The 23,769-nt window shown below is 54.6% G+C and carries 22 protein-coding genes, 1 pseudogene and 1 other annotated feature; of the genes and pseudogenes, 5 read left to right on the top strand and 18 right to left on the bottom strand.

Annotated elements, in window-relative coordinates:
• Position 1 precedes the first annotated feature (1 nt).
• Positions 2-220 (bottom strand): annotated as a pseudogene (locus tag AAIR21_RS12070) (DUF2575 domain-containing protein).
• Positions 221-322: 102 nt separating this feature from the next.
• Between AAIR21_RS12070 and rpsT the strand changes: the two are divergent.
• Positions 323-586, top strand: coding sequence for a 30S ribosomal protein S20 (rpsT, locus tag AAIR21_RS12065; protein ID WP_008502037.1), 264 nt, complete (start codon positions 323-325; stop codon positions 584-586).
• 59 nt (positions 587-645) lie between these two features.
• On the opposite strand, the gene nhaR is transcribed toward rpsT, so the two are convergent.
• From nhaR to dnaK, 4 genes are all read right to left on the bottom strand, one after another.
• A complete protein-coding gene (nhaR, locus tag AAIR21_RS12060; protein ID WP_014168572.1) occupies positions 646-1,545 on the bottom strand; it encodes a transcriptional activator NhaR in 900 nt (299 codons plus the stop codon).
• A 57-nt stretch (positions 1,546-1,602) separates the two neighbouring features.
• Positions 1,603-2,778 carry a Na+/H+ antiporter NhaA gene (gene nhaA, locus AAIR21_RS12055; protein ID WP_014168571.1) on the bottom strand — a complete coding sequence of 392 codons (1,176 nt, stop codon included), beginning with the start codon at positions 2,776-2,778 and terminating at the stop codon, positions 1,603-1,605.
• 181 nt (positions 2,779-2,959) lie between these two features.
• Complete coding sequence (gene dnaJ / locus AAIR21_RS12050) at positions 2,960-4,105, bottom strand: molecular chaperone DnaJ (protein ID WP_020882543.1); 1,146 nt, start codon at positions 4,103-4,105, stop codon at positions 2,960-2,962.
• 87 nt (positions 4,106-4,192) lie between these two features.
• Positions 4,193-6,106 (bottom strand): molecular chaperone DnaK, encoded by a 1,914-nt coding sequence (gene dnaK, locus AAIR21_RS12045; protein WP_014168568.1) that lies wholly within the window; start codon positions 6,104-6,106, stop codon positions 4,193-4,195.
• Positions 6,107-6,403: 297 nt separating this feature from the next.
• On the opposite strand from dnaK, the gene satP reads away from it, so the two are divergent.
• Positions 6,404-6,970, top strand: coding sequence for an acetate uptake transporter (satP, locus tag AAIR21_RS12040; RefSeq protein WP_183516771.1), 567 nt, complete (start codon positions 6,404-6,406; stop codon positions 6,968-6,970).
• Here the strand turns inward: satP and AAIR21_RS12035 are convergent.
• The 3 genes from AAIR21_RS12035 to tal form a co-directional block, all read right to left on the bottom strand.
• On the bottom strand, positions 6,947-8,269 hold the full coding sequence (locus AAIR21_RS12035; RefSeq protein WP_032681686.1) for an MFS transporter: 1,323 nt from the start codon (positions 8,267-8,269) through the stop codon (positions 6,947-6,949). The genes satP and AAIR21_RS12035 overlap by 24 nt on opposite strands.
• 122 nt (positions 8,270-8,391) lie before the next feature.
• Complete coding sequence (gene mog, locus AAIR21_RS12030) at positions 8,392-8,979, bottom strand: molybdopterin adenylyltransferase (RefSeq protein ID WP_020882540.1); 588 nt, start codon at positions 8,977-8,979, stop codon at positions 8,392-8,394.
• Between the two features lie 111 nt (positions 8,980-9,090).
• Positions 9,091-10,044, bottom strand: coding sequence for a transaldolase (gene tal / locus AAIR21_RS12025; protein ID WP_014168563.1), 954 nt, complete (start codon positions 10,042-10,044; stop codon positions 9,091-9,093).
• Positions 10,045-10,306: 262 nt separating this feature from the next.
• On the opposite strand from tal, the gene AAIR21_RS12020 reads away from it, so the two are divergent.
• Together AAIR21_RS12020 and yaaA are read left to right on the top strand one after the other, a co-directional pair.
• The gene (locus AAIR21_RS12020) at positions 10,307-11,737 is read left to right on the top strand and encodes an alanine/glycine:cation symporter family protein (RefSeq protein WP_183516772.1); all 1,431 of its coding nucleotides are present in this window, start codon (positions 10,307-10,309) and stop codon (positions 11,735-11,737) included.
• 66 nt (positions 11,738-11,803) lie between these two features.
• Entirely contained in the window at positions 11,804-12,577 is a 774-nt protein-coding gene (gene yaaA / locus AAIR21_RS12015; protein WP_183516773.1) for a peroxide stress protein YaaA, read from the top strand.
• Between the two features lie 31 nt (positions 12,578-12,608).
• Here the strand turns inward: yaaA and AAIR21_RS12010 are convergent, their stop codons facing one another.
• The 7 genes from AAIR21_RS12010 to yjjY form a co-directional block, all read right to left on the bottom strand.
• Positions 12,609-12,908: a DUF2502 domain-containing protein gene (locus tag AAIR21_RS12010; RefSeq protein ID WP_020882537.1), complete on the bottom strand. Its 300-nt coding sequence runs from the start codon at positions 12,906-12,908 to the stop codon at positions 12,609-12,611.
• A 211-nt stretch (positions 12,909-13,119) separates the two neighbouring features.
• Positions 13,120-14,406 (bottom strand): threonine synthase, encoded by a 1,287-nt coding sequence (thrC, locus tag AAIR21_RS12005; protein ID WP_020882536.1) that lies wholly within the window; start codon positions 14,404-14,406, stop codon positions 13,120-13,122.
• Positions 14,407-14,409: 3 nt separating this feature from the next.
• The gene (gene thrB, locus AAIR21_RS12000) at positions 14,410-15,339 is read right to left on the bottom strand and encodes a homoserine kinase (RefSeq protein WP_014168558.1); all 930 of its coding nucleotides are present in this window, start codon (positions 15,337-15,339) and stop codon (positions 14,410-14,412) included.
• A 1-nt stretch (position 15,340) separates the two neighbouring features.
• Positions 15,341-17,803 (bottom strand): bifunctional aspartate kinase/homoserine dehydrogenase I, encoded by a 2,463-nt coding sequence (gene thrA / locus AAIR21_RS11995; RefSeq protein WP_025205479.1) that lies wholly within the window; start codon positions 17,801-17,803, stop codon positions 15,341-15,343.
• A 24-nt stretch (positions 17,804-17,827) separates the two neighbouring features.
• Positions 17,828-17,945, bottom strand: a sequence feature (Thr leader region).
• Positions 17,884-17,952: a thr operon leader peptide gene (thrL, locus tag AAIR21_RS11990; protein WP_015572623.1), complete on the bottom strand. Its 69-nt coding sequence runs from the start codon at positions 17,950-17,952 to the stop codon at positions 17,884-17,886. (Overlaps the previous feature by 62 nt.)
• A 211-nt stretch (positions 17,953-18,163) precedes the next feature.
• Complete coding sequence (locus AAIR21_RS11985) at positions 18,164-18,850, bottom strand: tRNA/rRNA methyltransferase (protein ID WP_183516774.1); 687 nt, start codon at positions 18,848-18,850, stop codon at positions 18,164-18,166.
• Positions 18,851-19,249: 399 nt separating this feature from the next.
• On the bottom strand, positions 19,250-19,390 hold the full coding sequence (gene yjjY, locus AAIR21_RS11980; RefSeq protein ID WP_001541509.1) for a protein YjjY: 141 nt from the start codon (positions 19,388-19,390) through the stop codon (positions 19,250-19,252).
• Between the two features lie 95 nt (positions 19,391-19,485).
• Between yjjY and arcA the strand changes: the two genes are divergently transcribed.
• On the top strand, positions 19,486-20,202 hold the full coding sequence (gene arcA / locus AAIR21_RS11975) for a two-component system response regulator ArcA (RefSeq protein WP_003856501.1): 717 nt from the start codon (positions 19,486-19,488) through the stop codon (positions 20,200-20,202).
• Between the two features lie 44 nt (positions 20,203-20,246).
• On the opposite strand, the gene creD is transcribed toward arcA, so the two are convergent.
• The 3 genes from creD to creB are packed head-to-tail and all read right to left on the bottom strand — an operon-like array spanning position 20,247 to position 23,769.
• Complete coding sequence (creD, locus tag AAIR21_RS11970; protein ID WP_183516775.1) at positions 20,247-21,599, bottom strand: cell envelope integrity protein CreD; 1,353 nt, start codon at positions 21,597-21,599, stop codon at positions 20,247-20,249.
• A 56-nt stretch (positions 21,600-21,655) separates the two neighbouring features.
• Complete coding sequence (gene creC / locus AAIR21_RS11965) at positions 21,656-23,080, bottom strand: two-component system sensor histidine kinase CreC (RefSeq protein WP_059306845.1); 1,425 nt, start codon at positions 23,078-23,080, stop codon at positions 21,656-21,658.
• On the bottom strand, positions 23,080-23,769 hold the full coding sequence (gene creB, locus AAIR21_RS11960; protein ID WP_044857571.1) for a two-component system response regulator CreB: 690 nt from the start codon (positions 23,767-23,769) through the stop codon (positions 23,080-23,082). The genes creC and creB overlap by 1 nt, the downstream gene beginning before the upstream one ends.

Raw genomic sequence — 23,769 nt, 5'->3', positions numbered from 1 at the left:
CTCAAAACAGTGAAAATCGCCAAAGTATACCTTGTACAGCGGTTAAGGTTAACCGGCGATTGTTCGCGCAAAACAGAAAGCCGTAATGATTTCATCAGGCTGACCTTTCACAGCAAAAAAATCTGCCCGTGAACTGCGTTTTTTGTGCCGAAAAGCTGTATTCACGAGCGACAAGCTGGTAGAATCCTGCGCCATCACTACGTAACGTAGCGTCGCCAATCAACGGCGCTTATTTGCACAAATCCATTGACAAAAGAAGGTATAGAGGGCATATTCCTCGGCCTTTGAATTGTCCACATAGATCATATTTGGGAGTTGGACCTTGGCTAATATCAAATCAGCTAAGAAACGTGCTATCCAGTCTGAAAAGGCTCGTAAGCACAATGCAAGCCGTCGCTCTATGATGCGTACTTTCATCAAGAAAGTATACGCAGCTATCGAAGCTGGCGACAAAGCTGCTGCGCAGAACGCATTTAATGAAATGCAACCAATCGTGGATCGTCAGGCTGCTAAAGGTCTGATCCACAAAAACAAAGCAGCGCGTCATAAAGCAAACCTGACCGCGCAGATCAACAAACTGGCTTAATCGCCACTTGTTGTTGCTTGTTTTAAAAGAACCCGCTTAACGCGGGTTTTTTTATATCTTCAGATTGCCGGTGGCGTAAACAGCGCCGAGTAGTCGCGGTTACAGATGCGCTGTACCGCCGGATGTTGAATCATCCTTTCTGCAAATATCGCGTGATACTCCTCCATCACGTTATCGACCCGGCCAATCTCCGTAATCTTGTTATCTGAATAGAGATCGTGCACGTACAGCGTCGGTGCAACGAAGATGGCGTTATGCGCCTCACCAAAGGCTTTCATTAGCGCCGCATCGTCAAACTCGCCGAGGATCTCCACCTTCAGTCCCTGAGAGTTAAACCAGTTCAGCAGTTTGCGCCCAAGCATGGAGCGCCGGCCTGGCACCAGCAAACGACGCTCTTCCAGACAGGCTGGAAACGGTTTTTCCGGCGGCGGGTTAATGCACCAGAAGCTGACCCCGCATTCGCCAATCTTCACCGAGAACAGCCCTTCCTGCTGCGTAGAGTCAATCGGGCAGTCCGAGATAATCATATCCAGCTTATGCTGGCTCAGCTGCTCCAGCAGCATCTCGTGCGTGGATTCAAAACAGCGCAGATGGATTTGCTCATCTTCGACCACCGCCGCATCCAGCACGCCGCTGACCAGCCGTTTTGACAACGCATCCGCCACGCCGACGTCAAAGAGCAGGTTTGACTCTTTGCGGTAGTTAACAATATCCAGCATCTCCTGGCTTAAGGTGAACATCTTATCCGCGTAGCGGAAAACCAGTTCGCCCAGCTCACTTGGCTCAATCCCACGGCCCTTGCGCTTAAAGAGCTTGCCCTGCAGCCGCTCTTCCAGCGCTTTGATTTGCCCGGTGATGGTCTGCGGCGTCAGGTAGAGCGCCTCTGCCGCCCCCACGACCGAGCCCTGCTTATAGACGTGCCAGAAGTAGTAAAGGTGGTTGTAATTCAAATGAGACATCGTGTCTTCGCTCCCTGATCGTGTAGCGGGAGAAGGTGTTCTTCTCCCGGTTTCCTGTTATGCCTGAACGACCGGTCCGGACAGTTTGACCTTCAATAAGGTATAGCCAGTGACTGCGGCCAGTAACGATCCGATAAGGATACCCAGCTTCGCCCAGACGATAAGCTCAGGCGCATGGGCACCAAAAGCCAGCGTTGAGATAAAGATCGACATGGTAAACCCAATGCCACACAGCACGCCCACCGCCATGATCTGCTTAAACGTGGTGCCGTGCGGCAGTGAGGCCAGCTTCAGCTTCAGCGCCAGCCAGCAGAACAGGCTAATACCCAGCGGCTTACCAATAAACAGTCCGGCAATAATGCCCAGCGGCAACATTGAGGTCAGTCCCTCAAGGGTTACCCCTTCCAGCGAAACGCCTGCATTAGCGAAAGCAAACAGCGGCAGGATCATAAAGGCGACCCACGGGTGCAGTACATGCTCCAGCTGTTTGGCAGGCGATTTCCCCTCCTGCGGCTTAAGCGGAACGAAGAAGCCGACGATGACCCCGGCGAGCGTAGCGTGCACGCCTGATTTCAGTACCGCGGTCCACAGCACCATCCCCACCAGCACGTAGATCCCGATGCGGCGCACGTTGCAAATGTTCAACAGCGCCAGTACCGCAATCGCTCCTGCGGCAACGCTCAACGACAGGATCGACAGGTCGCTGGTGTAGAACAGCGCAATAATGACAATCGCGCCCAGGTCATCAATGATCGCCAGCGCCATCAGGAAGATTTTCAGTGCCACCGGCACGCGGCTTCCCAGCAAGGCCAGCACACCCAGGGCAAACGCGATATCCGTTGCCGCCGGAATGGCCCAGCCATGACGCGATACCGGATCCTGCCAGGTGAACGCCAGGAAGAGCAACGCCGGAATGACCATCCCCCCGAATGCGGCAATCACCGGGAACGCGGCACGCTGACGGCTGGCAAGCGAGCCCAGGACCAGCTCACGCTTAACCTCCAGCCCTACCAGCAGGAAAAACACGGCCATCAGTGCATCGTTGATCCACAGCAGCATGTTCTTGTTAATTTCCAGCGCCCCGACTTTCAGCTCGACGGGAGTTTCCAGAAACGCGTGGTAAAAGTCGCGTGTGAAACCCATATTGGCCAGCGCCATCGCGGCCGCAGCGGCAATAATCAGGATGATGCCGCCTGATGCTTCACTGCTAAAAAAACGGTGTATTAATTTCACGTAGGCTCTCTCTTACAGCAATACTTCGGTAAAACCATAATACCAGGCCAAACAGCTCGGCAAAAGCAGATTAATGTTGAGTATATATTCAGTTTTACCGAATGATAGCCATGAGGACAGCTACAAAAAGAAAAAGCCCGAAATCGCTTCCGGGCTTTTGAGATGAACACCAGCTAACGGATCAGCGGGTCAAATCGTCGAAGAATTTTTTGACGCCATCGAAGAAGCTTTTGGAGCGCGGGCTGTTTTTCTCACCCGTCGGGCCGCCAAAACTTTCCTGCAGCTCTTTCAGCAGCTGTTTCTGCTTGTCGTTCAGGCCAACCGGGGTTTCAACCACCACGCGGCACAGCAGGTCGCCCTGCGCACCACCGCGAACGGATTTAACACCTTTACCACGCATGCGGAACAGCTTGCCGGTCTGGGTTTCGCCTGGAACCTTCAGATTGACGCGACCATCAAGCGTTGGCACTTCAATTTCGCCACCGAGTGCCGCCATGGCGAAGTTGATGGGCACTTCACAGTACAGGTTGTTGCCTTCACGCTCAAAGATGGCGTGCTGCTTGACCTGAACCTGAACGTACAGATCGCCTGCCGGTGCACCGTGCTCGCCGGCCTCACCTTCACCTGCCAGACGGATACGGTCGCCCGTGTCCACGCCAGCCGGGATTTTAACGGACAGCGTCTTGGTTTTCTCAACGCGACCATGACCGTGGCATTTTGTGCAGGGGTCTTTAATCAGCGTACCGCGACCATGACAGTGCGGACACGCCTGCTGCACGGCGAAGAAGCCCTGACGCATCTGTACCTGACCGGAACCGTGACAGGTTGGACAGGTTTGCGGCTGGGTGCCTGCTTTCGCGCCGCTGCCGTGGCAAACGTCACACTCTTCCAGCGTCGGAATACGGATCTCTTTGGTGACGCCACGTACGGCCTCTTCCAGCGTCAGATCCATGTTGTAGCGCAGGTCGGCGCCGCGCGCCGCGCGCTGACGGCCACGACCGCCGCCAAAAATGTCGCCGAAAACATCGCCAAAGATATCGCTGAAGTCAGCGCCGCCGCCAAAGCCGCCGCCACCGAATCCACCGCCGCCCATGCCGCCTTGTTCGAAGGCTGCGTGGCCGTACTGGTCATAGGCCGCACGTTTCTGTGCATCGGTCAGGACTTCGTAGGCTTCTTTGATCTCTTTAAATTTGGCTTCAGCCTCTTTGTCACCCTGGTTGCGGTCCGGGTGGAATTTCATGGCCAGGCGCTTATACGCCTTTTTGATTTCACGCTCTTCCGCAGTTTTCGGAACGCCTAAAATCTCGTAATAGTCTTGCTTTGCCATTGGTTTTTTTAAGCCCCTTAACATGCGAGCACGGGCGTGGAGAGTTCTCCTACGCCCGTGCCGATTAATTACCCTGCATCAGGGCGATTATTTTTTGTCTTTCACTTCTTCGAACTCAGCGTCGACAACGTCGTCGTCTTTCGCGTTGTTCTGAGAAGCGTCAGCGCCAGCCTGCTGTTGGGCGTGCTGCTGCTGAGCGATTTCCATCAGCTTCTGAGAAGCCTGTGCCAGCTCCTGCATCTTCGCTTCGATATCCGCTTTATCTTCGCCTTTCAGAGACGTTTCCAGCGCGCTCAGTGCAGCTTCGATAGCCGTTTTGTCTTCAGCTGGCAGTTTATCGCCGGCTTCTTCAACCTGCTTACGGGTGCTGTGCAGCAGATGGTCGCCCTGGTTGCGGGTCTGAACCAGCTCTTCGAACTTACGGTCAGATTCCGCGTTCGCTTCTGCTTCACGAACCATTTTCTGGATCTCTTCTTCGTTCAGACCGGAAGAGGCCTTAATGGTGATCTTCTGCTCTTTACCGCTGTTTTTGTCTTTCGCGGAAACGTGCAGGATACCGTCAGCATCGATATCGAAGGTTACTTCGATCTGCGGCATACCGCGTGGCGCCGGGTTAATGCCATCCAGGTTGAACTGACCCAGTGACTTGTTATCCGCCGCACGCTTACGCTCACCCTGCAGCACATGGATGGTTACTGCAGACTGGTTGTCTTCAGCAGTAGAGAACACCTGGCTGTGCTTAGTAGGGATAGTGGTATTTTTGGTGATAAGCGCCGTCATCACACCGCCCATGGTTTCGATACCCAGAGACAGCGGGGTAACGTCCAGCAGCAGAACGTCTTTCACATCACCCGTCAACACACCACCCTGAACAGCAGCACCGATAGCCACTGCTTCGTCCGGGTTAACGTCTTTACGTGGCTCTTTACCAAAGAATTCAGCCACTTTCTTCTGAACCATTGGCATACGGGTCTGGCCACCGACGAGGATAACGTCGTTGATATCAGACACGGACAGGCCAGCATCCTGCAGAGCGACTTTCAGTGGCTCGATGGAACGGTTCACCAGGTCTTCAACCAGGCTTTCCAGTTTCGCACGGGTCACTTTAATGTTCATGTGTTTAGGACCGGTCGCGTCTGCAGTGATATACGGCAGGTTCACGTCGGTCTGCTGAGCGGAAGACAGTTCGATCTTCGCTTTCTCAGCGGCTTCTTTCAGGCGCTGCATTGCCAGCGGGTCGTTACGCAGGTCAATGCCCTGATCTTTCTTGAACTCATCAACGAGGTAGTTGATCAGACGGGTATCGAAGTCTTCACCACCCAGGTGGGTATCACCGTTGGTTGCCAGAACTTCGAAGGTTTTTTCGCCATCAACTTCGTCGATTTCGATAATAGAGATATCGAAAGTACCACCACCCAGGTCGTAAACCGCGATAGTACGGTTGCCAACTTCTTTATCCAGACCGTAAGCCAGTGCCGCTGCGGTTGGTTCGTTGATGATACGTTTTACTTCCAGACCTGCGATACGGCCAGCATCTTTCGTAGCCTGACGCTGAGCATCGTTGAAGTAAGCAGGAACGGTGATAACAGCTTCAGTTACCGGTTCACCCAGGTAATCTTCTGCGGTTTTCTTCATTTTTTTCAGCACTTCAGCAGAGATCTGCGGTGGTGCCGTTTTGGTGCCTTTCACATCAAGCCATGCATCGCCGTTATCTGCTGCGATGATTTTGTAAGGCATGATAGAAACGTCACGCTGAACTTCTTCGTCCTGGAAGCGGCGGCCAATCAGGCGTTTAATCGCAAACAGGGTATTTTGCGGGTTTGTCACTGCCTGACGTTTAGCCGGCTGACCAACCAGAGTTTCACCATCCTGGGTATAAGCAATGATAGAAGGCGTGGTGCGATCGCCCTCGGCGTTCTCCAGCACGCGTGCGGTAGTGCCATCCATAATCGCTACACAAGAGTTGGTAGTACCCAGGTCGATACCAATAATTTTACCCATCTAAACGTCTCCACTTAAAATTCAGTCAACATGTGGTTGTGTACCTGTAATAAGGGCAGAACGTGCTTTTTCAACTGCCCACAATTGATTTTTTTCAGGTCCACACACTGCGGTTGACTACAAGATGGGGTCGCGCCAGCGTCCATCAAGGGGGAACGGTAAAAAAAATTTTTAATTTCACCCTGATGAGATCATAGACGGCATTGATTGCGCCCATTATGATGCCGCGCCCCGTCAGGGAGAACTGACGCGGGTTTAACCATTTCACCATATTAATGATGATTTTTTTGAGGACTTATGGGCAACACTAAGTTGGCTAATCCGGCTCCGCTGGGCCTGATGGGTTTTGGCATGACCACTATCCTGCTGAACCTGCACAACATCGGGATGTTCCCGATGGATGGCATTATCCTGGCGATGGGCATTTTTTACGGCGGTATCGCGCAAATCTTCGCGGGCCTGCTGGAATATAAGAAAGGCAACACCTTCGGCTTAACCGCATTTACCTCTTATGGTTCTTTCTGGCTGACCCTGGTCGCGATCCTGCTGATGCCTAAAATGGGCCTGGCAGACGCGGCAAACGCACATTTCCTGGGCGTTTACCTTGGTCTGTGGGGCATCTTCACGCTGTTTATGTTCTTCGGCACCCTGAAAGGCAACCGCGCACTGCAGTTTGTTTTCCTGAGCCTGACCGTGCTGTTCGCCCTGCTGGCGATCGGCCACCTCGTGGATAACGCAAGCATCGTGCATATTGCCGGCTGGATTGGTCTGGTGTGCGGTGCAAGCGCTATCTACCTGGCAATGGGTGAAGTGCTGAACGAGCAGTTTGACCGCACCATCCTACCGATTGGTGAAAAACACTGATCCATCTGTCGTGTCCGCCTCGCGGGCACGACATCCCTGTTTCTGCCGAAGCCAAATGCCTAACACCAGCCCCATCACCGACAGCGCGAGCACATACCAGGCAGGTGCCATCGGGGATACTCCCATCAACACCGTGACCGCAATCGGCGTCAGCCCGCCAAAGATGGCGTAAGAGACGTTATAGGAAAAAGAGATCCCGGTGAAGCGGACCTCCGGCGGAAAAGCTCGCACCATCACATACGGCACTGCACCGACAACCCCCACGCACAGCCCGACCGTACCGTAGAGCAGGAACAGCTGTTCAGGATGGCTGCCTGCCAGGTGGTAAAACGCCCAGCTCGACGCAGCCAGCAGCAGGCTGCCGATGATGAAAGTCAGGCCGGCACCGATACGATCAACGGCCAGCCCCGCGGCCAGACAGCCAAAGCAGAGCATAATGGTGGCGATACTGTTTGCCTGCAACGTTACCGCCGGCGCAAAACCGTACTGCTTTTGCAGCCATACCGGAGACATTAAGATAACGACCACGATGCCCGCCGACAGCAGCCAGGTGAGCAGCATCGACACCACAACCGCGCTTCGGTGGCGCACCACCACGGCTTTTACCGGCAACTCCTGCGCCAGCGCCTTGCGCTGCTGCATCTCAAGGAAAATGGGTGTCTCCTGCAGCCAGCGGCGAAGATACATCGCCACCAGGCCAAACGCCCCGCCGAGCAGGAACGGTACGCGCCATCCCCAGTCGTGAACCGCCTGTTGCGTCATGCTGGTATTCACGATAGTGGCCACCACTGAACCGAGGAGGATACCGACAGTCAGCCCCGCCGTTAAGGTTCCACAGGCGATGCCGATGCGGCGCGCCGGCACATGCTCCGCCACAAATACCCAGGCCCCCGGCACTTCGCCGCCAATTGCCGCCCCCTGAAGAATGCGCATCAGCAACAGCAGCAGCGGAGCAACAATGCCCATTGAGGCGTAAGTAGGCAGCAGACCAATGGCCAGCGTCGGCACGGCCATCAGTAAAATGCTGAGCGTGAACATCTTCTTACGCCCGACCAGGTCACCAAAGTGGGCCATCACAATGCCACCCAGCGGTCGTGCCAGATACCCGGCGGCAAAAATGCCGAAGGTTTGCACCTGGCGCAACCACTCCGGGATATCTGCCGGGAAGAAAAGCTCCCCCACCACGGCGGCGAAGAAGACGAAGATGATAAAGTCGTAAAACTCCAGCGCACCGCCTAAGGCCGCGAGCGTGAGGGTTTTGTAGTCCTGTCGATTCAGAGGTCGGGTGTTATGTGACATAGCGAACCATTTGGCTTGTGTTGTGGATTTATTTTTACAGCAAACGTAAAGAAAATATTACTATACCGTAAAACCCTTACCACGCTACCGTCGCTTCAGCTAATGTCACATATTGATTAATTTCAGGAGATTGTCTCGCGACGGGCGTTTTTCGGACGAAAAGCTGCTACCACTTTCTCATCGGTCTCCACATACGGGCCGTCAAGTAACTGTATACAATACGGTACACTTGCAAAAATCCCGTGCACGATCACGCTGCCATCTTCCGCTTTCAGTCCTTCAAGCGTCTCTTTGATGGACTTCGGCTGGCCCGGCAAATTCAGAATCAATGCCTGCTTGCGGATCACCCCGACCTGACGGGAGAGGATCGCCGTCGGGACAAAGTGTAGACTGATCTGGCGCATCTGCTCACCGAAGCCAGGCATCTCACGATCGGCAACCGCCAGCGTGGCATCCGGAGTGACGTCCCGGCGCGCAGGTCCGGTGCCTCCCGTGGTCAATACCAGGTGGCAGCTCATCTCATCCACCAGCTCACAGAGTGTCTGTTCGATAATTGGCTGCTCGTCAGGGATCAGGCGGGTCTGGATCTCAAAGGGGGTTGTCAACGCACTGCCCAGCCATTCTTCCAGCGCGGGGATGCCTTTATCCTGATAAACACCGCTGGAGGCGCGGTCAGAAATCGACACTAAGCCGATGCGTAAGGTATTCATATCCATTCCATTCAAAAAAGTACTGATTAAAGGGAATGATACACGCAGAGGGGAAATTCAGACAGAGTACGAAAGAAGTAGCGTGACCGGGGACCCGGTCACGCAGAATGATTACAGCAGGTCGCCGATCATTTTTTCCAGTTTTTCCTGGTCGATAGCAAACTTACGGATACCGTCCGCCAGTTTATCTACAGCCATTGGATCCTGGTTATGCTGCCACAGGAACTCAGATTCAGTGATGCGCTCCGGACGCGCTTTCACTTCACCGGTGTAGGACAGTTTACGCTCGATAGCACCTTCGCTTTCAGCCAGCTCTTTCAGCAGTGCCGGGGCGATGGTCAGGCGGTCACAGCCAGCCAGTTCGATGATTTCACCTACGTTACGGAAGCTTGCGCCCATCACCACAGTCTCATAACCGTGCTGTTTGTAGTATTCGTAGATTTCGGTCACGGAAACGACGCCTGGATCTTCAGATGCCGCGTACTCTTTCTTATCCGTGTTGGCTTTGTACCAGTCCAGAATACGGCCAACGAATGGAGAAATCAGGTATACGCCGGCTTCCGCACATGCACGCGCCTGTGCGAAGGAGAACAGCAGCGTCAGGTTACAGTTGATACCGTCTTTTTCCAGCTGTTCAGCTGCACGAATACCCTGCCAGGTTGACGCCAGTTTGATCAGGATGCGGTCATTGCTGATGCCGGCATCGTTGTACATTTTGATCAGACGTTTTGCTTTGGCGATAGACGCTTCGGTGTCGTAGGAGAGACGTGCGTCAACTTCGGTAGAGATGCGGCCAGGAACCAGTTTCAGAATTTCCAGACCAATGTTCACGGCCAGTTTATCAGTGGCATCAACAACCTGCTGCGCGCGGTCGTTGCTCTGTGCTTTCGCCCAGGTCACTGCGTCGTCAATCAGTTTGCGATACTCAGGGATCTGTGCGGCGTTAAGGATCAGAGAAGGGTTGGTGGTGGCATCCTGCGGCTGGTACAGCTTCATTGCCGCGATATCTCCGGTGTCAGCTACGACAGTGGTGAACTGACGAAGGGAGGTCAATTTATCCGTCATGATAGTGTTTCTCTTTTAACGTGCCCTGGATAATTCACGCTACCGACAGCATGCCTGCAGCGGAAAAATGACAGGTTTACTTGTTAGGGGGATGTAACCGGTCTGCCCTGATGATAACACGACGGAGGGGTAGCGCAACCGCAGACAGTGCGCTTAGACAGAGTATGATAAACTCAGAATATTAACAGGCTGCTAAGTAACAGCATGTCCAATCAGTGGTAGCGCTTACATATTCATTTTGGCATCAACAAGAGGGACGTTAATGCCTGATTTCCTTTTCTTTATTAATGAAGTCCTTTGGGGTTCGATAATGATATACCTGCTACTGGGTGCAGGTATTTGGTTTACGCTACGCAGCGGGTTTATCCAGTTTCGTTATATTCGCAAATTTGGCAGAAGTCTGAAAAACAGCGTCACTCTCCAGCCGGGCGGATTAACCTCTTTCCAGGCCCTCTGCACCAGCATTGCCGCACGCCTCGGCAGCGGTAATATGGCGGGGGTGGCACTGGCCATCAGCGCCGGTGGCCCGGGCGCCGTTTTCTGGATGTGGGTCACGGCGCTTATCGGGATGGCTACCTCCTTTGCCGAAAGCGCCCTCGCCCAACTCTACAAAGAAAAAGATAAAAACGGACAGTTTCGCGGCGGCCCGGCCTGGTACATGGCGCGTGGCTTGGGAATGCGCTGGATGGGCGTGCTGTTTTCGCTGTTTTTACTGCTCGCGTACGGTCTGATTTTCAATACCGTTCAGGCGAATTCTGTCGCCCATGCTTTGCGCTATGCCTTTGCATGTCCGGAGTGGATCACCGGGCTTGTTTTAGCCCTCTGTATCCTGCTGACCATTTCGACCGGCCTAAAAGGTGTCGCCCGCCTGATGCAGTGGCTGGTGCCTGTCATGGCGCTGCTGTGGGTTGCCGCCAGCCTGTTCGTCGCCGCACGGCATATCGAGCAGGTGCCGGAAGTGATTGCAACCATCTTCAAAAGCGCATTTGGCTGGCGCGAGGCGGCATCGGGCGCACTGGGCTATACCTTCAGCCAGGCGCTGATGTCGGGCTTTCAGCGCGGAATGTTCTCCAATGAAGCCGGTATGGGATCAACGCCCAATGCCGCAGCCGCCGCCGCGTCCTGGCCGCCTCACCCGGCGGCACAAGGCATTGTTCAGATGATTGGCGTTTTTACGGACACCATTATTATCTGTTCCGCCAGCGCCATGATCCTGCTGCTGGCCGGCCCGGTACCTCACTCATCGGAAACAGCCGGCATACAACTGCTTCAACAGGCACTGGTGAATCTGACGGGCGGCTGGGGAGCCGGGTTTGTCTCGCTCATCCTGCTGTTATTCGCCTTCAGCTCGATTGTTGTGAATTACCTCTACGCCGAAAATAACCTTATTTTCCTGAAAGTGGACTCCCGCCGTATGATCACGCTGCTGCGCCTCGGGGTGATACTGATGGTGTTAGCAGGTTCGCTGCTCAGCATGCCGCTGGTCTGGCAACTGGCGGATGTCTTTATGGCGCTCATGGCCATCACTAACCTGACGGCGATCCTGCTGCTCTCACCCGTGGTTACGCTTATCGCACGGGACTATCTTCGTCAGCGCAAACTGGGCGTACCGCCGGTCTTTGATGCCTCGCGCTATCCCGACATCCAGGCGCAAATTGCGCCCGGCACCTGGGATGATTTGCCACGGCAATAACAGCTATCGATCAATTGAGGGCGATTTTTTGCTAAAGTCGCTCTAAATTTCCTGCAAGGACTGGATATGCTGATTCTGATTTCACCTGCTAAAACGCTCGATTACCAGAGCCCGCTCGCCACCGAGCGCTATACCCAGCCTGAACTGCTGGACTATTCGCAACAGCTGATTCACGTCGCGCGTAAGCTCTCTGCGCCACAAATTGCCTCGCTGATGAGTATCAGCGACAAACTGGCGGATCTTAACGCGACCCGTTATCACGAGTGGCACCCGGACTTCACGCCGAACAACGCCCGCCAGGCGCTTCTGGCGTTTAAAGGTGATGTGTATACCGGCCTGCAGGCGGAAGATTTTAGCGAAGCCGATTTCGACTTCGCCCAGCAGCATCTGCGCATGTTGTCAGGTCTGTACGGCGTGCTGCGCCCGTTGGACCTGATGCAGCCATATCGTCTGGAGATGGGTATCCGCCTGGAAAACCCTAAAGGCAAAGATCTGTACCATTTCTGGGGCGATATCATCACCGACAAACTGAACGCTGCGCTGCGTGCTCAGGGCGATAATGTGGTGATCAATCTGGCCTCCGATGAATACTACAAATCGGTGAAGCCGAAAAAGCTGGATGCGGAAATTATCAAGCCCGTTTTCCTCGATGAGAAAAACGGCAAGTTCAAGGTCATCAGCTTCTACGCCAAAAAAGCGCGTGGGCTGATGAGCCGCTACATCATTCAGAACCGCCTGACGAAGCCGGAGCAACTGACCGGCTTCAACAGCGAAGGCTACTTCTTCGATGAAGAAGCGTCAGGAAAAGGCGAACTGGTGTTTAAGCGCCACGAGCAGTAAAACAAACCCCGCCAGATGGCGGGGTTTTGCATTAATGGTGTTTCCAGTCCGGGCCAGGACGCGGGTCGTCGTGACGATCGTGATGGTGGTCATCATGATGACGATCGTGATGCTCGTCATGTGGGCGCCAGTGATTATCGCGCCAGTCATAGTGAGCCTTCCACCAGTCATGGTCGCGCCAGCGACCACCATCCCAGTAGTGACCACGATTATCCTGATCGCCAATCTGCAGTTTTACCGCAGGGACGAGGGTGATTTCAGAGGCCTGAACCGCCATCGGAGCGACCAGCATCATTGAAAGCACCAGCAGAGCAGGTTTCAGTTTAGACATAGGTGACTCCTTATTCATTTACCCGATGTGGGCCGATGTAAGGAGAATACGTGAGGAGGACGGGGGATGTTATTCTCTGCAATCCTAATCGCTAAGTGACCGCATTTATTGGGAATTTCTGCTTTTTTACTGCTATTTTTCTCCTTAATTTCTCCATAAAAAAAGCCGGGTAAGTTTCACCTTACCCGGCCTGCACAGGAGGACAGAACCGTTATCCGCGCGTCATCATCAACTTACGCAGCGCGGCGAAATCCGCGGGCAGTTCATGCGAAAGCAGCGGCAGGTCCGCACGCTCGGCCAGCTCTTTTGGCAGCGGCAGCGTTTCACCCAGAATCACTTCCACGCTCTCTTTGAACTTCGCCGGATGAGCCGTTCCCAGGAACAGGCCATACTCCCCCGGATTCAGCTGATCGCGCAGCGCACGGTAAGCGATCGCCGCATGCGGTTCAGAGGTGTACCCCACCGCTTTCAGCTCACGCAGGGTGGCTTTGGTGGTCTCATCCGTCACCGCGGCATAACCCAGATCGCCCAGACGCCAGACCTTACGGCGGAACAGCTCTTCCACACGCGGCCAGTTATTCGGCTGGCTTACGTCCATCGCATTCGAAAGCGTCGCCTGCGTGGCGTTCGGCGCCCATTTACCGTCTTTCAGGAAGCGCGGCACGGTGTCGTTGGCGTTGGTGGCGGCGATAAAGCGTTTTACCGGCAGGCCGAGCGATTTCGCCAGCAGGCCCGCCGTCAGGTCACCAAAGTTGCCGCTTGGTACGGAAACGACCAGCTGATTGCGCGCCTCCTGTGGCAGCTGTGCAACCGCTTCGAAGTAGTAGCAGATCTGCGCCAGCAGACGGCTGATGTTAATGGAGTTCGCCGAGTTCAGACCCAGCGCCACTTTCAGCTCTTCATCATCGAAGGCCTGCTTGACCAGCGCCTGACAGGCATCGAAATCGCCGTCAATCGCCACGGTTTCAATGTTGCCCCCGAGCGTACAGAACAGTTTCTCCTGCAGCGGACTGATTTTGCCTTTCGGGTAGAGGATCACCACGCGAACGTTCTTCAGACCGTAGAACGCATGGGCAACGGCCGCACCGGTATCGCCGGAGGTCGCCGTCAGAATCGTTACCGGTTTGTCGCCGCTGATGTGGGTCAGCATCTGCGCCATAAAGCGGCCACCGAAGTCTTTAAACGCCAGGGTTGGACCATGGAACAGCTCAAGGCAGCCGACATCCGGCTCAACCTGCTTAACCGGTGCCGGGAAAGCGAACGCTGCACGCACGCGCTCTTCCAGCAGCTCCTGCGGGATTTCATCGCCGATAAAGGCAGAGAGAATTTTAGTGCTGCGGGTGACAAAGTCCTGCTTCAGCAGTTCATCAATGTCGGTCAGCTGAAATTCCGGCAGGTCATGGGGGAAGAACAGCCCCTGATTTTTGCCCAGTCCCTGAGTCACCGCCTGCGCGAAGCTGACCTGCTCGTTATGATCTTTAAGGTTGTAGAGTTTCATTCGTTATCCCAGTACTCGTGCGCCAGCCGTGTCCAGACGGCAAATATGAACAAAGCCTTCCTGATTTTGCAGGTAGTGTTTAGAGAGCCAGTCCGCCACGCGCTGCGCCGTGTCTGGCTTATCGCACAGGGCGAACAGCGTCGGGCCGGAGCCGGAGATACCGCACGCCAGTGCGCCGGTATCCATTGACGCCTGTCGCGCCTCGTTAAAGCCAGGCAACAGCTTAGTGCGGTACGGCTCGGCGATAACGTCTTTCATTAATTTTGCTGCCAGCTGCGGCTGACGGGTGTAGCAGGCGTGAATAAAGCCGGCCAGATGACGTCCGTGAGCGATACAGTCCTGACGACGATACTGCGCAGGCAGGATCGCACGCGCTTCAGCGGTAGATACCTTAATGCCGGGATAGGCCAGCACCCACAGCCACTCATCAAACCCTGGCACCTGCTGGCTGATGATGCCATTTTCTTCAATCATCAGCTGCATACCGCCGAGGAAGCAGGGGGCGACGTTGTCATAATGAATGCTGCCGGAGATGCGCCCTTCCAGCTCGCCCATTAACCCGAGCAGACGGTTATTATTCAGCGGCTTGCCGCAGTGCTCATTCATAGCCACCAGTCCGGCGACCACGGAGCAGGCGCTGGAACCCAGACCAGAGCCAATCGGCATACTTTTCTCCAGCGTCATGGCGACCGGCACATTTTTGCCGATCTCCTGACAGAACCGCTCCCAGCACTGATAAACGATATTCTCGCGCGGGTCTGTCGGCAGTTTGCTGGCGAAGCGGCCCACGTTATTCAGGCTAAAGCTCTCTGCCGCTTCAACCGTTACCGTATCGCCCAGCAGCGAACCATCCACCGGCGTCACCGCCGCACCCAGCACATCAAATCCGACGCTCATATTGGCGCTGGAAGCCGGGGCATAAACTTTCACCATGTTAAACTCCTAACTTCCATGACAGGGTACGCAGCAAATCGGCAAATACACCCGCCGCGGTAACATCATTCCCTGCGCCATAGCCGCGAAGCACCAGCGGCAGTGGCTGATAATAGTGGCTGTAAAACGCAAGGGCGTTTTCGCCGTTTTTTACTTTGAACAGCGGGTCGTTGCCATCCACTTCAGCAATCTTCACGCGGCACATACCATCGTCTTCAATATTGCCAACATAGCGCAATACCTTACCTTCATCACGGGCTTTCGCAACGCGTGCGGCAAAAGCGTCGTCTAGCTGCGCTAAATTGGCCATAAAGGTGTTCACGTCACCGCTGTCGTCAAACCCGGCAGGCAGAACAGGCTCAATCACGATATCGGAAAGCTCCAGCTCACGGCCCGTTTCACGCACCAGTATGAGCAACTTACGCGCCACATCCATACCGGAGAGATCGTCTCGCGGATCCGGCTCGGTGTACCCCAGTTCACGCGCGGCACGGGTCGCTTCCGACAGGCTCATGCCCTCATCCAGCTTGCCGAAGATAAACGACAGCGAGCCGGAAAGAATGCCGGAGAAACGCTGCAGTTCATCCCCCGCGTTCAGCAGGTTTTGCAGGTTCTCGATCACCGGCAGGCCCGCGCCCACGTTGGTGTCGTAGAGGAACTTACGCCGTGACTTGCTCGCCGCCAGACGCAGCTGGTGATAGTAATCCATCGACGAGGTGTTGGCCTTTTTGTTTGGCGTCACCACGTGGAAACCTTCGCGCAGGAAATCGGCGTACTGATCGGCCACCGCCTGGTTCGAGGTACAATCGACAATGACCGGGTTAAGCAGGTGATACTCTTTCACCAGACGGATTAACCGGCCCAGATTAAAGGGCTCTTTGGCATCATTCAGCTCAGCCTGCCAGTTTTCCAGGTTCAGGCCATGAACGTTGGTCAGCAGCGCTTTAGAGTTCGCGATACCGCACACGCGCAGATCAATGTGCTTTTTCTTCAACCACTCCTGCTGACGCTTCACCTGCTCCAGCAGCGCGCCACCCACACCGCCCACGCCAATCAGGAACAGCTCGATCACCTGATCGGTGTTGAACAGCATCTGATGAACCACGCGAACGCCGGTTGTTGCATCGTCGTTATCAACAACCACCGAGATTGAACGCTCAGATGACCCCTGGGCGATGGCCACAATGTTGATGTTGGCCCTGGCCAGCGCCGCAAAGAATTTGGCCGAGATACCGCGCAGCGTACGCATACCGTCGCCCACCACCGAGATAACCGCCAGGCGTTCCTGGATAGAAAGCGGCTCCAGCAGCTCTTCTTTCAGCTCAAGGTAAAACTCTTCTTCCAGCGCACGACGGGCGCGCAGACAATCCCCCTGCGGTACGCAGAAGCTGATGCTGTATTCAGAAGAGGACTGAGTGATCAGCACAACCGAGATACCGTTGCGGGACATGGCCGCGAAAACGCGGGCCGCCATACCGACCATGCCTTTCATTCCCGGGCCGGAAACGCTGAACATGGCCATATTGTTCAGGTTAGAAATGCCTTTCACCGGCAGGCCGTCTTCATCAGTACTGGCGCCAATCAGCGTGCCCGGCGCTTGCGGGTTACCGGTGTTTTTAATCAGGCAAGGGATCTGGAACTGGGCAATGGGAGAGATGGTGCGAGGGTGAAGAACTTTAGCGCCGAAGTAGGAAAGCTCCATCGCTTCCTGGTATGACATCGACTTCAGCAGCCTGGCGTCCGGTACCTGGCGCGGATCGCAGGTGTATACACCATCGACGTCAGTCCAGATCTCACAACAGTCGGCGCGCAAACAGGCTGCCAGCACGGCAGCAGAGTAGTCGGAGCCGTTGCGGCCCAGTACGACAAGTTCACCCTTCTCGTTTCCGGCGGTGAAGCCCGCCATCAGGATCATATGGTCAGACGGAATTTTGCTCGCGGCAATGCGACGGGTTGATTCGGCTATATCAACGGTAGACTCGAGGTAGTGACCCACTGCCAGCAGTTTTTCAACGGGATCGATAACCGACACATTGTGGCCACGCGCTTCCAGCAGGCCCGCCATGATGGCAATCGACAATTTTTCACCACGGCAGATTAACGCCGCGTTGATGCTATCCGGGCACTGACCTAAAAGGCTGATACCGTGCAGCACGTGTTTGATTTGGGCGAACTCTTGATCAACAAAGGATTTCAGCTGTGCGAGCGGGAAACCCGGCTGCGCCTCCGCCAGTCCCTGCAGCAGCTCAGCGAAGATACGCTCGGCGTCGCTCAAGTTCGGGAGTGCATCCTGGCCACCGATGGTCTTTTCAATCATCGCCACCAGGTGGTTGGTGATTTTTGCCGGGGCAGAGAGCACGGTCGCGACCTGCCCCTGCCTGGCGTTGCTCTCCAGGATATCGGCAACACGCAGAAAACGTTCTGCATTTGCCACTGATGTACCGCCGAACTTCAACACTCGCATGGTTCTACCTCGTTTCCTTTAGCCGAAAAAAAAGCCCGCACTGTTTGGGTGCGGGCTTTTTTCTGTTTTTCCTGTACGCGTCAGCCCGCATCATTTCCTGTGGTAATGATGATGGTTGTTGTAATGGTGGTGATGCTGATGCGTTTCATGGATGTTGTGTACTCTGTCATTATTATCTGTCTGTGCTGTATTCTTTTAGGGTTAAAGGATTGGGCACCTTAAGTCAATGAATTTTTAATTTGATCACAATTCGGGACGCTCTCACGTCCCGCTGCTTGCAGATTTATTTTCATCCGATTCCCCCAGACGCACCCCACCCAGACAGACGGATACGCCATAGTAAAAACTTATGACAGCATTTTACTCGGCCAATTTTTTTTCAATATCATGCAGCAAACGGTGCAACATTGCCGTGTCTCGCTGTTCAAGACGCCCAAGTCGCTGATGCAGCCAGTCCGCCATTTTTTGATCTTCCTCGACACCGAGTTGTAATAACAGTTGGTCAACGCGAGCGCGCAGCGCGGCCAGCTGGTTTTCATCTGCCCCTTCAGCCTGGGGTTGAGGAATTTGTATTAGGGAGGCTAATTGATAGCAATACACCATTACCGCCTGGCCTAAATTCAGCGACGGATAATCCGCCACCATCGGCGCACCGGTCAGGACGTCCGCCAACGCCAGCTCCTCGTTCGTCAGACCGGAATCTTCCCGCCCAAAGACCAGCGCGGCCTTCGTCAGCCACTGGCTTTTCTCCGTTAACATCGGCAACAGTTCCGCCGGCGTGGCGTAATAGTGGAACTTTGCCCGGCTGCGTGCCGTGGTCGCCACGGTAAAAGAAATGTCGTGCAGCGCAGCGGCGAGCGTGTCGTAAGTGGTTATATTATCGAGAATATCCCCTGAACCGTGCGCCACCCAACGGGCCGCGGGCTCGAGGTGCGCCTGGCTGTCCACGATGCGAAGATCGGTAAACCCCATGGTCTTCATGGCACGCGCCGCAGCGCCTATATTTTCGGCTCTGGCTGGGGCGACCAGTACAATCGACAGATGCATTTATGCTCTCTTTTTAATCAGTTAGCGGATAAAAATGTGATGCACTTCAACATATTACGCGGCGCGAATTTACAAAAATGCAACACAAATCACCGAAATAGCGTTTCAGAACAAATTAAAAACGCTAAACTATTTTGTGGCTGAACAATCAGTTAGAATGTTAACAGAAGGCTATTATCCTTATGTTTTATAATGGTAATGACCTCATGAATACTCTTTTCTGATTGGATTCGTATCGTTTATAAATCAAGGTACGCAACTAGTTGGTTTATTGAAAAATTGTGACAAAGGCTAGCATTCGGCTACGATGATTTCATCAAACTGTTAACGTGCTACAATTGAACTTGATATATGTCAACGAAGCGTAGTTTTATTGGGTGTCTGGTGTCACTTAGCCTGTTATGTTGCTGTTAAAATGGTTAGGATGACAGCCGTTTTTGACACTGTCGGGTCCAAAGGGAAAGTACCCACGACCAAGCTAATGATGTTGTTGACGTTGATGGAAAGTGCATCAAGAACGCAATTACGTACTTTAGTCACGTTAGGCCGGTCATGTTAATTTGCGACATGCATCAGGCAGGTCAGGGACTTTTGTACTTCCTGTTTCGATTTAGTTGGCAATTTAGGTAGCAAACATGCAGACCCCGCACATTCTTATCGTTGAAGACGAGTTGGTAACACGCAACACGTTAAAGAGCATTTTCGAAGCAGAAGGCTACGATGTCTTTGAAGCGACCGATGGCGCAGAGATGCATCAGATCCTTTCTGAAAATGATATCAACCTGGTGATCATGGATATCAACCTGCCGGGCAAAAACGGCCTTCTTCTGGCGCGCGAACTGCGTGAACAGGCGAATGTCGCGTTAATGTTCCTGACAGGCCGTGATAACGAAGTTGATAAAATCCTTGGCCTGGAAATCGGTGCGGATGACTACATCACTAAACCGTTTAATCCACGCGAGTTAACCATTCGTGCACGCAACCTGCTGTCCCGCACCATGAACCTGGGCACGGTCAGCGAAGAGCGTCGTAGCGTAGACAGCTACAAGTTCAACGGCTGGGAACTTGATATCAATAGCCGTTCACTGATTAGCCCGAACGGTGAGCAGTATAAACTGCCGCGCAGTGAATTCCGCGCGATGCTGCACTTCTGTGAAAATCCGGGCAAAATTCAGTCCCGTGCAGAACTGCTGAAGAAAATGACCGGCCGTGAGCTGAAGCCGCACGACCGTACCGTAGACGTGACCATCCGTCGTATCCGTAAACATTTCGAATCTACGCCTGATACGCCGGAAATTATCGCCACTATTCACGGTGAAGGTTATCGTTTCTGCGGCGACCTGCAGGAGTAATCCGGCAACTGAAGTAAAAAAAAACGGCGCTTTCGCGCCGTTTTTTATTTCCAGACTCGCATCGTATCCGCATCAGATTCAACGGGGGGGACAGGACGCTTCGGCTGAGAGAGTGAATACCAGTCAAGGTGACGCGTCAGGTACATGACTGCAAACAGTGCCATCGCCAGTACGGCAGCTCCCAGCAGCAACGCGCTGTCCTCAGAACGCAGCAGGAACCACATCACGACATCCAGCCCCAGCAGCGCCAGAATAAACACCCCGCTTCGCCTCCAGCTTTTCAGTACCGCCTGCAGGTACACACCATTCATCATCGCGCCGACAAGGCTTGCCATAATCCAGGCCGGCGTAAACCCGACATGCTCAGACAGGGCAAGTAAGACGAGATAGAAGAGGACCAGCGACAACCCCACCAGCAGATACTGCATTGGGTGCAGACGCAATCCGGTGAGGGTTTCGAACACGAAGAAGGCCATAAACGTCAGGGCAATCAGTAAAATAGCGTACTTGATCGCGCGGTCTGTTAGTTGGTACTGATCCGCTGGCGTGGCAACCGTCACGCTAAAGGCCGGGATAGAACTCCACTCCGGTGACTCGCCCTCAGCGAACCAGCTTTGCATGTTGTTAGCAAACCAACTGCTCTGCCAGTTTGCCTGGAAACCAGACTCGCTAATCTGATGCTTAACAGGCAAGTAGTATCCCATAAATCCCGGGTGCGGCCAGTTACTGCTCAGCGTCATTTCGCTATTACGCCCGACAGGCACCACCGCAAAACTGCCCGTCCCCGCCAGGTTAAACGACATATCAAGGGCGAGCGTTTTCGGCTCAAGGGCTTTATCACTCAGCGGAATATGAATACCGGCAAGTGTGCCATACACGCCGGTTCCCGGTTCTACGCTGAGCGCCTCACCGTTGATTTTTGCGACCTTCACCGTACCAATGCCCCGGGCATCACCCACGCCAATCACCAGGAATGGTTGCCCCAGCGTCATGGTTTCGCCCTTCAGCTGCGCCATTTTCTCCGTCGAAAACTGCGCTTTTATTTTGAGATCGGTTTTCCAGATTTGTCCGTCATAGATACCGATGCTTCTGGACTCCACGCGCTGATTTCCCTCAACGAGCAGAGATTCCGGCAGGATAAAGTGCAGGTAGCTTTTTTTGTATTCGACCTTTTTTTCATCTTCTAGTTTGTAAAAAACCTCGGTGACAGGAATGGCAATCAGCGGTCCTACCAGCTTTTGCGGCCCGCTGGTGCTTTGGCGAAGCGAGTGTTCAACATCGTTACGGTAGCTCTCACGCTCCGAAATCAGGTTACTGACCATAAAGAGCGGGACTAATAACAGCAGAATGCACCCCAGCAGGGTGCTTACTTTCCAGAACAGGGGTGATTTCATCATTACGTCTCCTTTGTGATGTGGAGAGCGTACCGGGGCTATGTGGGGCCAGTTTGAAGTTATGTGAAGTGACGGTGAAGTGTCAGCGTGGCTTTCACGCCGCCTTCTGGCTGGTTATGCAGAGCAATGTCCCCCTGATGCAGACGCGCCACCTCCTGCACGAATGCCAGACCCAGCCCGCTGCTTTTCAACCCGTTCTCGCGAGGGAGCGAGTAAAAACGTTCAAAAATACGCGCCATGGCATAGTCCGGGATCCCGCTTCCGCTGTCGCTTACGGTAAGCCGAATCTCGGTTGGCGTCTCCTCGGCAGCCAGCTGAAGCGTCCCGCCCTGTGGAGTAAAATCGATGGCGTTATCCAGCAAATTGCCCAGCGCCTGTTCAAGCAGCTCGGGGTCGCCCTGCACCTGCAGCGACGTGGGCTGGCAGGTCAGGATGATATTTTTCGCCGTGATAACGGCGGAGCGTGAATCCGCAAGCCGTGAAAACAGCGTGCTGATACTCACGCTCACCGGCTCTATCTCTACCCGGTTTTCAAGACGCGCCTGAGAGAGCAGTTTTTCCACCAGCGACTGCATACGCGCGTTTTGCACCAGAATATTATCGATAAACCGCGCGGCCACCGCCGGCGGCGGCTGCTCATTAAGGATCTCTGCCGCGCCGCGGATCGCCGCCAGCGGGCTTTTGAGTTCGTGAGTAAGCGCATGCACATAATGCTCAATGTAATTCTTACCCTCGAGGCGAATGCGCATATTTTCCAGCGCCTGCGCCAGCTTTCGTAGCTCACTGCTGCCGGGGTTAGGCAGCGGGAGAGGCGTGTCCGTGGTCACCGCATCGGCGTAGCGCGACAATCTGCCAATGGAACGATTGATCCATCCCGCCACCAGCAGACCAATCAGCAGGGCAATGCCGAGCAGCGCCCCACCCGCCCACAGGATCCGCCGCTCGCTACGGTGAATAACCGGTGCCATGGCGCTGTTAGGTTTTCCGACCGACAGCACGCCGATAATGTTGCCCCTGTCCATTACCGGTGCGGCAACATACATCACCGTACTTTCCGGATCGTCAGGGTTGCTCTGGGTGCTGCGCGCGCCATATTCCCCGCGAAGCGTCAGCCAGACGTCATTCCAGCGGGAGTAGTCTTTTCCTACCGCCAGGCCCGCCGAATCAAACACCACCTTGCCCGTGGCATCGGTCATGTAGACGTGGTACTCGTTGCGGACTTTATGAATGCCGCCAATGTTGGCGCGAAACGGCCGCTGATGGAGCCGTGAAAAGGCCTGAGCCAGCTGGCCCTGCTGCGGATCGCCTGCGAGCAGGTCGTCTCGCCCCACTTCCGCCAGCAGGGTCGCGGTGTCAATCAGCGTGCCTTCGGTGGCTCTGCGCACGCCGGGCTTGACCTCCTGCACGAAGATAGACAGCACAAACCACGCGGCGATAGCGACAATCAGGAAATAGCCCAGCAGCAGACGCATGCCAATACGCATTAATAAAGCCCCAGACTGTAACCCATCCCGCGATGGGTACTGATGGGCGAAAGCCCGTCATTGACCGCGCGCAGCTTGGCGCGCAAGGTTTTGATATGCGTATCCACGGTACGATCGAAGCTATCGCCGTCTTCGCCCCACACTTTGTCCATAAGCTGCTGGCGAGAAAAGACCCTGCCCGGCGCCTGCAGCAATGTTTTGAGCAGCAGGAATTCGTAGCGCGTGAGCGGTAAAGGCTCCCCATACCAGCTGATTCTGGCGGCGGGTTCATTCAGTTCAAACTGCCCGATACGCACGATCTCGGTGGGGGCGGTGGATTTTTGTAACCGCCGTAGAATAGTCCTCACCCGGGCACAGACTTCACGCGGGGAGAAGGGTTTAGCGACATAATCATCCGCGCCCATCTCCAGTCCGAGCAGCTTATCCACCTCGTCACTTCGCGCCGTCAGAAACAGGATCGGCAGTGACGGATGCTGCGCCAGAAGCTGACGGCAGAGTTCAAAGCCGCTGATGTCAGGCAACCCGACATCCAGAATCGCCAGCGCGGGGACCTGCCGCCGCGCCTCTTCCAGTACCGGTAACCCACGCCCGAAAGCCTTCACCGCAAACCCCTCCTGCTGAAGCATGTAGAGTAGCGTGTCGGCGATACTGATTTCGTCCTCAACCAGCCAGACCAGAGGTTGCTGCAT

The sequence above is a fragment of the Enterobacter sp. PTB genome, from assembly GCF_051130085.1.
GTDB lineage: Bacteria > Pseudomonadota > Gammaproteobacteria > Enterobacterales > Enterobacteriaceae > Enterobacter > Enterobacter ludwigii.
Note: the sequence above shows the minus strand (reverse complement) of the source record. Positions and strands in the feature narration are given on the sequence as shown.